Source organism: Chromobacterium sp. (assembly GCF_041912965.1).
Classification (GTDB): domain Bacteria; phylum Pseudomonadota; class Gammaproteobacteria; order Burkholderiales; family Chromobacteriaceae; genus Chromobacterium; species Chromobacterium aquaticum.
The window spans coordinates 92,112-104,375 of the sequence record NZ_JAYSGF010000011.1; the positions used below are offsets into that span (position 1 = coordinate 92,112).

Sequence of the window (12,264 nt, forward strand, 5' to 3'; positions counted from 1 at the left end):
CTTCGTCACAAAGTCGCAACAATATCGATGGAACACCGCGTGGCGGGCACAGTCCATCACCTTCTGAATCCGCCACCGAGCCCGCATCATGAAACCATTCTTTAAACTTGCCTGCGCGCTGATGGCCTCCGCCTTGCTGGCCAATATCAGCCACGCCGGGGACAAGCCGGAGAATCTGGTCCTGCTGCCCAGCGAGGCCTTCCATCCCAGCCCGGACCATGCCGGCCAGGTGCTGTATCTGCAGCCCGGCGTCGATCTGAAACACTATCACGGCATCCTGATCGAGCCGCTGATCTTTCTGGGGCGCCAAGCGGACGGCCAATGGCGGGCGGCGACGGCCGACGAGCACAACCGTTTCGACGCCTGCTACCACAGCAGCCTGGCCCATGCGCTCTGCCGCGAAGGTCTGCCGGTGGCCGCCGCGCCCGGCCCCGGCATCGCGCGGCTGCGCGTGGCGGTGGGCTATAAGCTGTGGGAATTGGCCGAACCCGATGCCCATCGCTCCATGAAAACCGCGCTCAATCTGGCGCGCTTCGCCGATGACATCGACCCCTACCTGGCCCAAGTGTCCACCATCGGTCAATTGGAAGACTCCGAATCCGGATTGCTGCTGGCCGGCGGCGTCAACCTGCTAGGGAATGACAGGGCGCCCACCGATGCGCAGCCGTCCAGCGCGGAATGGCTGCAGCAACGCGTCGACCTGTGGAGCCGCCATCACGCGCGGCAGATGGCCCAGCACCTGGCGGCCGCTACGCCGTTTGGGGGGTAGGCCGCCGTCCAAGCTGCCGGCATAATGGGCGTTTTGTTCCACTCAGGAAGCCAATCATGCCGCGCAAGATATTGAGCCTGTTGCTGTTGCTGTCTCCGCTGTTCGCCGCCGCCGACACCGTCACCGTGGCGGTGGCCAGCAATTTCCAGCAGACGCTGGACAAGATCGCAGTGGAGTTCAAGGCCGCCAGCGGCCACGACATCAAGGCCAGCGGCGGCGCTTCCGGCAAGCTCACCGCCCAGATCCGCCAGGCCGCGCCGTTCGACGTGTTCCTGTCCGCCGACGACGAGCGCCCGGCCGAGCTGCTGCGCGATAAGATAGGCAAGGCCGACAGCCGCTTCACCTACGCCATCGGCAAGCTGGTGCTGTGGAGCAAGCTGCGCGACGACGCCGGCGAAGCGGTGCTGCGCGGCGGCAACTTCAACAAGCTGGCCATCGCCAACCCCGCGGCCGCGCCCTATGGCCGCGCGGCAATGGAAACCCTGGCCGCGCTGAAACTCGCCGATACCCTCAAGCCCAAATTCGTCACCGGCGACAATATCAGCCAGACCATGCAATTCGCCCAGGTCGGCGGCGCCGACTTCGCCTTCGTCGCTTACGCCCAGTTGCTGGAACAAGGCATTGGCAACCATTACTGGCTGGTGCCGGCCAAGCTGCACCAGCCGATACGCCAGGATGCGCTGCTGGTGCGCGACACGCCGGCGGCCAGGGCCTTCCTCGCCTTCCTCAAGGGAGACAAGGCGCGCACGCTGATCAAGAAAGCGGGCTACGACTTCGCCCAATGAGCACATCCGAATGGGCGGCCATCGCGCTCACGCTGAGGCTGGCCGCCATCAGCACCCTGATCCTGCTCCTGCTGTGCATACCGCTAGGCTGGTGGCTGTCACGCACGCGTTCGCGCTTCAAGCCCATGATAGAGGCCGGCGCCACGCTGCCGCTGGTGTTGCCGCCCACGGTGCTGGGCTTCTATCTATTGGTCGCCTTCGGCCCGCACGGCCCCATCGGCCAGCTGACCGCCTGGCTGGGCTGGCCCGGCCTCGCCTTTACTTTTCAGGGACTGATCATCGCCTCGGTGCTGTACTCCTTGCCCTTCGTGCTGCAACCGCTGATCGTCAGCTTCAACGCGGTGCGGCGCGAGGAAATCGAAACCGCGATGGTGCTGGGCGCCAACCGTTGGCAGCGGCTGTGCCGGGTCATCCTGCCCAGTTGCCGCTCCGGTGTGCTGGCCGCCGCCAGCATGGGCTTTGCCCACACCGTGGGCGAGTTCGGCGTGGTGCTGATGATAGGCGGCAATATCGAGGGCGAAACCCGGGTCATATCCATCGCGCTGTATAACCATGTGGAGCAGGCGGACTATGCCAGCGCCCACCGGCTCGGCCTGTTGCTGGTGCTGTTCGCCTTTTCCACGCTGGCGCTGGTGTATCGCCTCAATGCGCGCCAGCGACGCTATGACGGCTGAGCGGGAAGCCCCGCCCCACCCTGGCTCGGGGGCTGCGTCGCAGTGCTTGTTCTAATTGCTGATATCTGTCGATGCAAACCGTTACATAGCGTCAACAAAATGCTGTTTTCATGCGCCATGACTTGGAGTATCGTTTTCCACGCCCGTCATGGGCCTGCCAACCCTCACAAGGATGAACCATGCGCAAATACCTGATGATCGCCGTTCTGGCCCTGACCTCCGCCAACCTCGCCCTGGCCGACGCCGCCTGCGATGCCAAGGCCGCCGAGAAAAAACTGTCCGGCGCCGCCAAGACCAGCTTCCTGAAGAAATGCGAGAAGGACAGCGCCGCCGCCAATGCCCAGAAGACCTGCGACGCCAAGGCCGCCGACAAGAAACTCGCCGGCGCGGCCAAGAGCAGCTTCGTGAAGAAGTGCGTGAAGGACGCGGCTCCGGCCAAGTAATCCCGCTAGCCGGCGGCCTGGCCGCCGGTACAGCCCGCTTGCCGGCAAATCCCTGATTGATCGCCTACACTGAGAGGTGGCAACAGGGATTCAGCAGGTGAGCCATGGCAAACACTATCCTTGGGAATTACAATCCGCTGTTATCGCTTTTCGGCAATAACAGCCAAAGCTTGAGTGGTTTATTGGGCGCCAGCTCGCCCATCGTGCCGCTGATCAACGGCGCGTCCAGCACCCAGAGCGCCAGCACCGATCCCAATGTGGTGCTGATCTCCGGCCTGGGCCAATTGCTGTCCAGCCTCAATATCTTCCAGACCAGCCTGCAGCAGATTTACTCGCCCTACTCGATCAGCAACTCCATCAGCGCCACCAGCAGCAATCCGTCGGTCGCCAGCGTTTCCGCCGCCGCCGGCGCGCAAAACGGCAACTACAGCGTGTCGGTGTCGCAATTGGCGCAGGCGCAAAGCGCGCTCTCCACCTTTTCGCTACCGGACACCAATAGCAGCGTCGTGGGCAGTGGCAGCCTGACCATCAAGACCGGCAGCTACGCCTACACCTCGCCCACCTCCGCCACCAGCTTCACCTCCAACGGCTCGGCCACGCTGTCCATCAGCAACGGTACCCTGTCCAGCATCGCCGGCGCGATCAATGGCGCCGGCATCGGCGTGGTGGCCAATATCGTGCAAAACGCCGCCGGCAACTACCAATTGCAAGTCAGTTCCGCCGAAACCGGCGCCAGCAACAACTTCCAGATCCTGGTCAGCGACAACGACGGCAACAACACCGATCAGAACGGTTTGTCGCGGCTGGCCTTCGACCAGACCCAGGCAGTGGGCAGCGGCCAGAACCTGAACCAGACCCAGGCGGCGCAAAACGCCAACTTCCTGATCAATGGCGCCTCCGGTTCCAGCGCCAATAATAGCGGCATCACGCTGGGCTCCTCGGTGTCGATGAACCTGCTGTCCACCGGCAGCACCAATGTCGCGGTCAATATCGATCTGAGCGGCCTCAACGATCACGCGCAATCGCTGGCCGACGCCTACAACACGCTGCAAGGCAGCCTGAACGCGCTGCTGATCCGCGGCGGCCTGTTGTCCAACGATCCCATCGCCAAACAGGTGGCGGTCAGCCTGAATCAACAGGCCACCGCCAGCTATAGCAACGGCAACTCCTTGCTAAGCAATCTGAACCAGATCGGCCTCAGCTTCCAGTACCCGCAGCAGTTCGGCCAGATGGGCAGCCTGAGCTTCAACGCCAGCAGCCTGCAAAGCGCCTATAGCGGCGACTCCCAAGGCACGGCCAATCTGCTCTATGCCTCCGCGCGCGCGCTGAACTGGCTGGCCAATAGCTACGCCTCCTATGGCAACGGCACCATTCCGCTGACGCTGACCGCCTTGCAGAAAATGCAGATCAGCCAGCAACTCGGCCAATCCGCCACGCCCACGTCCAACACCATCCCCTCCAATCTGGCATCGCTGACTTCCGGCCAGAGCGGCACCATCCAGTTGAGCGCGCAGCAGATCACCGCGCTGTCGCTGTACGCGATGGTGTATTCGCTGGGCGCGCCCTATGCCATCAACGCCCAGATTCTGAACAACGGCCTGGGCCTGCCCGGCAATAGCAGCGGCAACGGCATTTCCACTTATGCCTGATTGATATCCGCTATTTACTTTCACATCGGCATTGCCTAGCCAGTATTGTCTCGCTAAAATTCATCGGATGATTGGATGAATAAGGAGCGAGCCATGACGGCCTCACCTTACAAACGCTCGCTGGTCGATATCGCGGTGGAGAACATCGCCAAACGGCTGGCCGACGGCGATTGGCCATTGGGTGCGCGCATTCCCACCGAACCGGAGCTGGCCGAACAACTGGGCGTCAGCCGCAACACCGTGCGCGAAGCGGTGCGGGTGCTGCTGTATGCCGGGCTGCTGGAAGTGCGCCAGGGCGATGGCAGTTATGTGCGCGCCACCGTAAACCCCGGCGACGCGATGCGCGCCATCAGCCGCGCCAGCCTGCGCGAACATCTGGAAGTGCGTTGCATGCTGGAGGAAGCCGCCGCGCGGCTGGCCGCCAGCCGCTGCCCGGAAGCGGACCTCGGCGCGATAGCGGACGCATTGGCAGAGCGCGGAGAACGCATGCCGCAGGAGCCGCTGGAAGCCTTCATCGAGCGCGACCTGGCGTTTCATCTCGCCATCGCCAACGCCAGCGGCAACCAGGCCTTGGCCGAGCTCTACGCCTATTTTTCGCGCGCGGTGCGCCAGCATGTGCAGCAGTCCATCCTCGACGAGGCGCTGCCGGACCCCGACCTCGCCGCCCACCAGGCCATTTACGAAGCCATCCGCCAGCGGCGGCCAGATGAAGCCGGGCAAGCCGCCGCCGCCATTACCCGTCCCTTGCTGGAGGCGCTGGACCGCTTGCTGGATCGTCCCAGCACCATTTGAGCCTGATTCGAGCCGGCCCCCAGGCGCGGGGAGCCGGCTCCGACAACAACAAAAGCGCAGAAGGAAAACCCATGTCCACACCCAAATCCATGCCGGATCACCTGCCGGTCGAAGACACGCTGATCGACGCCGAGATCGACGACGCCGGCGTGCAAGGCCAGAACCCCGCGCCAAGCCGGCCTTGGCTGTTGCTGCTGGGCCTGATGCTGGTTGGCATCAATCTGCGCCCGGCGCTGTCCAGCCTGTCCCCGGTGCTGGGCGATGTCGCCGCCAGCCGCGGGCTCAGCGGCATGATGGCCGGCTTGCTCACCACGCTGCCGGTCGCTTGCCTGGGCCTGTTCGGCCCGCTGGCGCCGCGGCTGGCCCGCCGCTGGGGCAGCGAAAAGACCATCGCGCTAATCCTGGTGACACTGGCGCTGGGCATCCTGCTGCGCACCCAGTTCGGCCAATTCGGCCTGTTCGCCGGTTCGGCGCTTGCCGGCGCCAGCATAGGCATCATCGGCGTGCTGCTGCCCGGCATCGTCAAGCGCGACTTTCCGCGTCAGGTCAGCCTGATGACCGGGGTCTACACCATGGCGCTATGCCTGGGCGCGGCGCTGGCCGCCGGCCTGACCGTGCCGGCGATGCACTGGATGGGCGACAGCTGGCAGGGCGCGCTGGCGATCTGGGCGACGCCGGCGCTGCTGGCCTTGCTGGCCTGGTGGCCGCAGACGCGGAAACAACAAGCGGCCCACCACGGCCAATGGCTGGTGCGCGGCCTGCTGCGCGACCCGCTGGCCTGGCAGGTGACGCTGTTCATGGGCTTGCAGTCGTCCATGGCTTACATCGTGTTCGGCTGGCTGCCGTCCATCCTGATAGACCGCGGCGAAACGCCGCTGCACGCCGGCCTACTGCTGTCCATTTCCATCATGGTGCAAGTGGCCTCCTCGCTGCTGGTGCCGGCATTGGGTCAGCATTGCCGCGACCAGCGCCCGCCTATCGCCGCCACCGTGGCGCTGGTGCTCAGCGGCCTGTTGGGCATGTTGTTCGCTCCCACCGACAGCCTGCTGCTCTGGGCGGTGCTGCTGGGCCTGGGCCAGGGTGGCCTGTTCAGCATGGCGCTGAGCCTGCTGGCGCTGCGCTCGCCGGATCCCCATGTCGCCGCCCACCTGTCCGGCATGGCCCAGGGCGTCGGCTATGCGCTGGCCTCGCTCGGCCCGCTCAGCGTGGGCCTGATCCGCGACCAGACCCACAGCCTGTGGCCGCTGGGCCTGCTGTTCCTGCTGATTTCCACCGCCACCTGCGCGATGGGCATGCTGGCCGGACGCAAGCGCCTGGTGCAGGTGGAATCCCGCCCGCTATAAACCAACTGGCGACAAAAAACCCCGGGGCGCGCCCCGGGGTTTCTTTGTGCTTGACGGCCAGGCTCAGCCCTTGGGCCGGCCGATGATGCCGTAGCGCTGCCACAGATCCGGCAGGCTGGCCTGCCCCAGCGGAATCATCGCCTTGCCCAAGGCCAAGCGCGCCGGCAGCGAGGCCATCTCGCCATTCCATCCCGGCGCGCCCTCATCCAGCACCGCGGCCAGATCGCGGTCGTCCACCGCCGCCAGTTCGCCGCCGATCTCGATCAGCAGCATGCCTTCCGGCGTCAACCAGGCGGCGCGCGCCGGCACGTCGTCGTCGTAGGGCAGCGTGCTCCAGCCCGATGGCGTGCGCCGCGCCACCAGCGGCGCCGCGTCCAGCGTCACATAGACTTTCTGCGGCCCATTCTGCACATAACAGCGCCCCAGTCCGTCGCGGCTGTAGTTGCGGCCGAAAAACTCCACCATCGCCTCGTGTTGCAGACGTTCGTCCTTGATCCACCACTGGCCGCGCGCATCCAGCCGCAGCCAGCCGAACACCGCCGGCACATTCGGCCACTTGGCCATTGCCGCCTGTACTATCGCATCCATCATGCGTCTCCTTGCGGGTTTGCTCCCGCTTGATTCTCAGCTTTGACCACTAAATCAGATCGCTCTCAACACCGCCATCGGCGAGGTGCGGGTGACCCTCCCCACCAAGGGCCAGCCGGCCACCACCACCACCAGTGCGCCGCACAGCACCCCGGCCGGCAACAACCATGGATTGAACACCAAGGGCAGATTGAATAATTTGACCGATGCCAAAGCGCCTATGCCCATCGCGCCCAAGGCCGCCAGCAGGCCGGAAAAAGCGCCCAGCCAGGCCAGCTCCGCCAGCACCACGCTGCGCACCTGCCGCCGCGACGCGCCCAGCGCCCGCATCAGGCCGACATCGAACAGCCGCTCGTCGCGCGTGGCGGCCAGCGACGCCCACAACACCAGCACGCCGGCGGCCAGCGCCAGGCCGAACATCGCCTCGATGCCGCGCGCCAGCTTGTCCATCATCGCCCGCACCTCGCTCAGGATGGCGCCGACGTCGATCACGGTCAGATTGGGAAACTCGCCCACCAGCCGGTTGACGAAGTCCTCGTCCGCCGGGTCCAGCCGGAAACTGGTGATCCAGCTGGCCGGCTGCTGGCTGAATTGGCCCGGCGTGCCGATCACGAAGAAGTTGACGCGGAAACTGTCCCACGGCACTTCGCGCAAGCTGGTCACCTTGGCGCGATAAGTGGTGCCAGCCAGATCGAAGGCCAGCGTGTCGCCCAGCTTGATGCCCAGCGTATCCGCCAGCCCGCGCTCCACGGAGAACTGCGGCTTGATCCGCTTCTGTTGCGGCCACCATTGGCCGGCCACCAGTTTATTGCCCGGCGGCAGCTCGTCGCGCCAGGACAGGTTGAACTCGCGTTCGGCCAAGCGTCGCGCGCGCTCGTCCTCGTAGGCCGATGGCTGCACCGGTTGTTCATTGATGGCGATCAGCCGCGCCCGCACCATCGGCGCCAGCTCCGGCATCGCCCTCCCTTCCGAGGCGAACGCATTGCGCACGCCGTCCAGCTGATTGCGCTGGATATTGATGACGAACTTGTTCGGCGCATCCGCCGGCACGCTGCGCTGCCAGGCGCCGATCAGATCGTCACGCACAATGGTCAGCGTCAGCAGCGCCATCAGGCCCACCGACAGGGACACGATCTGGATCACCGCCAGCCAGTGTCGGCGCGCGATATTGGCGATGCCGAAACGCCAGCCCACTCGGCGGCCACGCGGCAGCCTCCGCATCAGGTAGACCACGCCCAGCGCCAATGCGCCGACGGCGGCGAAAAAGCCCAGCATGCCGGCCAGCAGCCAGCCCGCCACCGCCAGGTCGCCCACTTGCCAGGCGGCCAGGCCCAGCAAGGCCACCAGCGCCAGCAAGGGCGCCAGCACGCTCTGGCGCGTGGGTTCCAATTCATCGCGCAGCACCGCCGCCGGCGGCACATCGCGTATGCCCATCAGGGGCGGCAAGGCCAGGCCGGCCAGCAGCACCAGCGAGGCCAGCGGCCCGACCAGCCAGGTCAGCCAGCCCGGGTCGGGCAGGATTTCGCCGACATAGCCGCTGGCCAGCCGCATCAGCGCCAGTTGCACGCCGAAACCGCCGGCGGTGCCCACCGCGCCGGCCAGCAGGCCCAGCAGCAGGAACAGGCTGACAAACAAGCCCCACACCTCACCCGCGGTCAGCCCCAGGCAGCGTAGCACCGCCACTTGCTGCCAGTGACGCGCCAGATAACGGCGCACCACCAGCGCCACCGCCGACGCCGCCAGCGCCACCGTCAGCATCGCGGTCAGGCCGAGGAAACGCCGGGCGCGCTCCAGCGCGGTGCGTACTTCCGGCCTGGCTTCCTCCACGTTTTCCAGCCGCGCGTCCTTGGGCTTGGCCTTGTCCAGCCATTGGCGGAAGTCGGCGACGCCGCGGTCGTCCCCAGCGAACATCAGGCGCCAGCGCGCGCGGCTGCCTTCCTGGATCAAGCCGGTGGCGGCCAGGTCGGCGCGGTTGAACATCAGCCGCGGCACGAAGTTGTACAAGTCCATCGCCCCGTCCGGCTCGCGGATGATTTCGCCAGCCAGGCGCAATTGCGCGCCGCCTACGCCCAGGGTGTCGCCCAGCTTCAGCTTCAAGCGCCGCATCAGGCGGGCGTCGGCCCAGGCGCTGCCCGCGGCCGGTCGCAGGCGGCCGGTTTCGACGCGGCCATCGGCCAGGCGCACGCTGACTTCGCCGCGCAGCGGATAGCTGTCGCTGACCGCCTTATACGTGGCCAGCGTCGCCTGCCCGCCGGCGAACACCATGGAGGGAAAACTGATATTGTCGGCCAGCCGCAAGCCGCGCTTTTCCGCCTCGCGGCGGATGGACTCCGGCGCCGGAGCGTTGCCGTTGAGCACCAGATCGGCGGCCAGCAGCTGCGTGGCCTGGGTGGTCAGCGCGCGCTCCACCCGGTCGGAGAAGAAGGCCACGCTACTCATCGCCATCACCGCCACCACCAGCGCCAAGGCCAGGATGGTGAGTTCGCCGGACACCAGTTCGCGGCGGATGAAGCGCAGCACCAGGGTCAAACGGCCGCTCAAGGTCATGAGCGCGCTCCGTTGAGCTTGCCTTCCACCAGCCGGTAGATCGCATCGCAGCGGCTGGCCAGCTCGGTGTCATGGGTGACCAGCACCAGGGCGGTGCCCTGCTCGGCGTTGAGCTGGAACAGCAGGTCTATGATCTGGCGGCCGCTGTGCGGGTCCAGATTGCCGGTGGGCTCGTCGGCGAACAGCAGGCCAGGATGAATGACGAAGGCGCGCGCCAGCGCCACCCGCTGCTGTTCGCCGCCGGACAGATGCCGCGGGTAATGGCCCAGCCGGTGGCTGAGGCCGACGCGGTCCAGCATCTGGCGCGCCGCCTCGCGCGCGTCGGCGCGGCCGGCCAGCTCCAGCGGCAGCATCACGTTCTCCAGCGCGCTCAATTGCGGCATCAACTGGAAATTCTGGAACACGAACCCCACCTTGTCTCTGCGCAGCAAGGCTCGCGCGTCCTCGCTCAGGCCCGCCAGCGCCTGGCCGAACAAGGCCACTTCGCCGCCGGATGGGTGATCCAGGCCCGCCAGCAAGGACAACAAGGTAGACTTGCCGGAACCGGACGCGCCGACAATGGCCACGCTCTCGCCTGGATACAGGGTCAGCGTGGCGCTGCGCAGAATGTTCAGCGGCTCACCGTGAAAATGCACTTGCTTGGCCAGTTCGCTGGCCGCCAAAACCGCCTGGGTTTCAATTGGATTCATTTATGCGCTCGATACTAAGCAAAGTTCTACTTTCCGCCAGCCTGGGCTTGCTGCTGCAGCCGGCTTCCGCCGCCACGGTGCTGGTGTTCGGCGACAGCCTGTCCGCCGGCTACGGCCTGTCTCCGGGCCAGGGCTGGGTCAGCCTGCTCGCCAAGGAGATGGGGACGAAACACCGTATCATCAATGCCAGCATCTCCGGCGAAACCACCGCCGGCGGGCTGGCCCGGCTGCCGGACGCGCTGGCGCGCCATCGCCCCGACATCGTGGTGCTGGAGCTGGGCGCCAACGACGGCCTGCGCGGCCTGCCGCTGGCGCAGATGCGCGGCAATCTGTCCAAGATGATCGCCTTGGCCAAACAAAGCAAGGCCAGGGTGCTGCTGGTGGGCATGGCCCTGCCCCCGAACTATGGCCCGCAATACGGCGCCGAGTTCCGCAACGCCTACGCCGAGCTGGCCAAGCGCGAGCGCCTGCCCTTCGTGCCGCTGCTGGTGGCCGGCTTCGAGGCCGATCTGTCGAAGTTCCAGCCGGACGGCTTGCATCCCATCGCCGCCGCCCAGCCTCAGATGATGCGCACGGTCAAGGCCAAGCTGCCGCTCAACTGAGCCCCAGGCCTTGTCTCGCGCTTGCTCGCCGGCCTTTGAGCTGACCTCAGGGCCACAGGATATTTGTTACATTGACATTTCGTATTGCGATGCAGCAAGATAAGCCAACAGCATAATCATATCCTGAATCGCCATGAGCCGTCCGCCACGCCCACCCTGGCCACAACGCCTGATAGCGCCCTACCGCGGCTTGCCCACCACGGTCTACATCCAGGTGCTGTGCAGCTTGATCAATAATATCGGCGGCATCACCAAGCTGTTCCTGCCGCTCTATCTGCGCGAAAGCTATCAGCTGGGCTATGGCACCATCGGCCTGCTGATGGCCGCCTACGGCGCCGGCGCGCTATTGGGCTCGCTCAAGGGCGGCGCGCTGTCCGACCGTTTCGATGGCCGCAAGCTGGCCACCCTGTTCCTGTTCACGTCCGGCGTCTGTCTATTGCTGCTGGCCTTGGCCATTCCCTTATGGCTGTTTGTGCCGGTGCTGCTGGTGTCCGGCCTCGGCGACGGCGCCTTCCGCCCGGTCAATCAGCGGCTGGCGCTGGAGCCTTGCCAGCCGCAGCAACGCGCGGTGGCGCAGGGCATGCTGCGGGTGGCCTTCAATCTGGGCGTCGCCATCGCCGGCCTGATCAGCGGCGCGCTGGCCGCCATCGGTTATGGCTGGGTCTACGCGGCCAACGCCGCCGCCACCTTGAGCGCGGCCGCCTGGCTGGCCTGGGCCTACCGTCGCTACGACGCGGCGTCCATCCACCAGGCGACGCCAGAAGCCGCCGAAACCAGCGCAGCGGATCTGGTCGGTCCCTGGCGCGATCTTCCCTTTCTGCGCATATTGCTGGCCCTGATGCTGATGACCGCGGTATTCGACCAGATCTATGTGACGCTGGGTTTATTCCTGCGCGAGCATTATCAACTGGGCCCGCAATGGATGGGTTATCTGTTCACCCTGAACGGGCTGATGGTGGTGGCGCTGCAGATCCCGATCAGCCGCCGCATCCTGGACTGGGGCCTGCTGGCCAGCACCCAGGCCGGCGTGCTGCTGACCGGCTTGTCCTTTCTGTGGCTGACCGCCGGCGTCGGCCCGGTCTGGGCGCTATTGATGATGTTCACGCTGACCTTGGGCGAGCTGCTGATTTCTCCCTGTTACACCATGCTGGTGATGCACCGCTCCGAAGGTCGGCTGCGCGGCCGTTACCTGGGCCTGTACAACGCGATCTGGCAAGGCCGCACCCTGTTCGCGCCGGCGCTGGGCACCTGGCTGTACGGTCATTTCGGCGGCATCTCGCTCTGGTGGCTGTGCGCGGCCGTCGTCTGCGTGTCCGCGCTGCTCCAGCACGCGGCGTTGCGTGAAATCCTGGGACCGGCCCGCGCGACAGCCACAGCCTGACG

The 12,264-nt window shown here is 65.9% G+C and carries 12 protein-coding genes; 9 read left to right on the forward strand and 3 right to left on the reverse strand.

Annotated elements, in window-relative coordinates:
• Positions 1-88: 88 nt before the first annotated feature.
• The 7 genes from ACE3QM_RS08255 (at position 89) to ACE3QM_RS08285 (ending at position 6,455) form a co-directional block, all read left to right on the forward strand.
• The gene (locus tag ACE3QM_RS08255) at positions 89-769 is read left to right on the forward strand and encodes a DUF3313 family protein (RefSeq protein ID WP_082150956.1); all 681 of its coding nucleotides are present in this window, start codon (positions 89-91) and stop codon (positions 767-769) included.
• Positions 770-825: 56 nt separating this feature from the next.
• Positions 826-1,554, forward strand: coding sequence for a molybdate ABC transporter substrate-binding protein (gene modA, locus ACE3QM_RS08260; RefSeq protein ID WP_374421361.1), 729 nt, complete (start codon positions 826-828; stop codon positions 1,552-1,554).
• The gene (modB, locus tag ACE3QM_RS08265) at positions 1,551-2,228 is read left to right on the forward strand and encodes a molybdate ABC transporter permease subunit (RefSeq protein WP_374421362.1); all 678 of its coding nucleotides are present in this window, start codon (positions 1,551-1,553) and stop codon (positions 2,226-2,228) included. The genes modA and modB overlap by 4 nt, the downstream gene beginning before the upstream one ends.
• Before the next feature lie 179 nt (positions 2,229-2,407).
• Positions 2,408-2,671, forward strand: a complete 264-nt coding sequence (locus tag ACE3QM_RS08270) for a hypothetical protein (protein ID WP_048409269.1) — start codon at positions 2,408-2,410, stop codon at positions 2,669-2,671.
• A gap of 170 nt (positions 2,672-2,841) precedes the next feature.
• Complete coding sequence (gene fliD, locus ACE3QM_RS08275; RefSeq protein ID WP_374421363.1) at positions 2,842-4,320, forward strand: flagellar filament capping protein FliD; 1,479 nt, start codon at positions 2,842-2,844, stop codon at positions 4,318-4,320.
• Between the two features lie 93 nt (positions 4,321-4,413).
• Complete coding sequence (locus tag ACE3QM_RS08280) at positions 4,414-5,112, forward strand: FadR/GntR family transcriptional regulator (protein WP_374421364.1); 699 nt, start codon at positions 4,414-4,416, stop codon at positions 5,110-5,112.
• A gap of 71 nt (positions 5,113-5,183) precedes the next feature.
• On the forward strand, positions 5,184-6,455 hold the full coding sequence (locus ACE3QM_RS08285) for a CynX/NimT family MFS transporter (protein WP_374421365.1): 1,272 nt from the start codon (positions 5,184-5,186) through the stop codon (positions 6,453-6,455).
• Between the two features lie 63 nt (positions 6,456-6,518).
• Here the strand turns inward: ACE3QM_RS08285 and ACE3QM_RS08290 are convergent, their stop codons facing one another.
• The 3 genes from ACE3QM_RS08290 to ACE3QM_RS08300 are packed head-to-tail and all read right to left on the reverse strand — an operon-like array spanning position 6,519 to position 10,279.
• The gene (locus tag ACE3QM_RS08290) at positions 6,519-7,043 is read right to left on the reverse strand and encodes a DUF2946 family protein (RefSeq protein ID WP_231460897.1); all 525 of its coding nucleotides are present in this window, start codon (positions 7,041-7,043) and stop codon (positions 6,519-6,521) included.
• Positions 7,044-7,097: 54 nt separating this feature from the next.
• The gene (locus ACE3QM_RS08295) at positions 7,098-9,590 is read right to left on the reverse strand and encodes an ABC transporter permease (RefSeq protein WP_374421366.1); all 2,493 of its coding nucleotides are present in this window, start codon (positions 9,588-9,590) and stop codon (positions 7,098-7,100) included.
• Positions 9,587-10,279, reverse strand: coding sequence for an ABC transporter ATP-binding protein (locus ACE3QM_RS08300; RefSeq protein WP_048409264.1), 693 nt, complete (start codon positions 10,277-10,279; stop codon positions 9,587-9,589). The genes ACE3QM_RS08295 and ACE3QM_RS08300 overlap by 4 nt, the downstream gene beginning before the upstream one ends.
• Before the next feature lie 2 nt (positions 10,280-10,281).
• Here ACE3QM_RS08300 and ACE3QM_RS08305 point away from each other — a divergent pair, with 2 nt between their 5' ends.
• Both ACE3QM_RS08305 and ACE3QM_RS08310 read left to right on the forward strand, forming a co-directional pair.
• Entirely contained in the window at positions 10,282-10,881 is a 600-nt protein-coding gene (locus ACE3QM_RS08305; RefSeq protein WP_374421367.1) for an arylesterase, read from the forward strand.
• 133 nt (positions 10,882-11,014) lie between these two features.
• Entirely contained in the window at positions 11,015-12,262 is a 1,248-nt protein-coding gene (locus ACE3QM_RS08310) for an MFS transporter (protein WP_231460900.1), read from the forward strand.
• The last annotated feature ends 2 nt before the right edge of the window (positions 12,263-12,264 follow it).

Coding starts and splice junctions, on each gene's coding strand:
- ACE3QM_RS08255 (WP_082150956.1), top strand. CDS start 89: ATGAAACCATTCTTTAAACTTGCCTGCGCGCTGATGGCCTCCGCCTTG.
- modA (WP_374421361.1), top strand. CDS start 826: ATGCCGCGCAAGATATTGAGCCTGTTGCTGTTGCTGTCTCCGCTGTTC.
- modB (WP_374421362.1), top strand. CDS start 1,551: ATGAGCACATCCGAATGGGCGGCCATCGCGCTCACGCTGAGGCTGGCC.
- ACE3QM_RS08270 (WP_048409269.1), top strand. CDS start 2,408: ATGCGCAAATACCTGATGATCGCCGTTCTGGCCCTGACCTCCGCCAAC.
- ACE3QM_RS08280 (WP_374421364.1), top strand. CDS start 4,414: ATGACGGCCTCACCTTACAAACGCTCGCTGGTCGATATCGCGGTGGAG.
- ACE3QM_RS08285 (WP_374421365.1), top strand. CDS start 5,184: ATGTCCACACCCAAATCCATGCCGGATCACCTGCCGGTCGAAGACACG.
- ACE3QM_RS08290 (WP_231460897.1), bottom strand. CDS start 7,043: ATGGATGCGATAGTACAGGCGGCAATGGCCAAGTGGCCGAATGTGCCG.
- ACE3QM_RS08295 (WP_374421366.1), bottom strand. CDS start 9,590: ATGACCTTGAGCGGCCGTTTGACCCTGGTGCTGCGCTTCATCCGCCGC.
- ACE3QM_RS08300 (WP_048409264.1), bottom strand. CDS start 10,279: ATGAATCCAATTGAAACCCAGGCGGTTTTGGCGGCCAGCGAACTGGCC.
- ACE3QM_RS08305 (WP_374421367.1), top strand. CDS start 10,282: ATGCGCTCGATACTAAGCAAAGTTCTACTTTCCGCCAGCCTGGGCTTG.
- ACE3QM_RS08310 (WP_231460900.1), top strand. CDS start 11,015: ATGAGCCGTCCGCCACGCCCACCCTGGCCACAACGCCTGATAGCGCCC.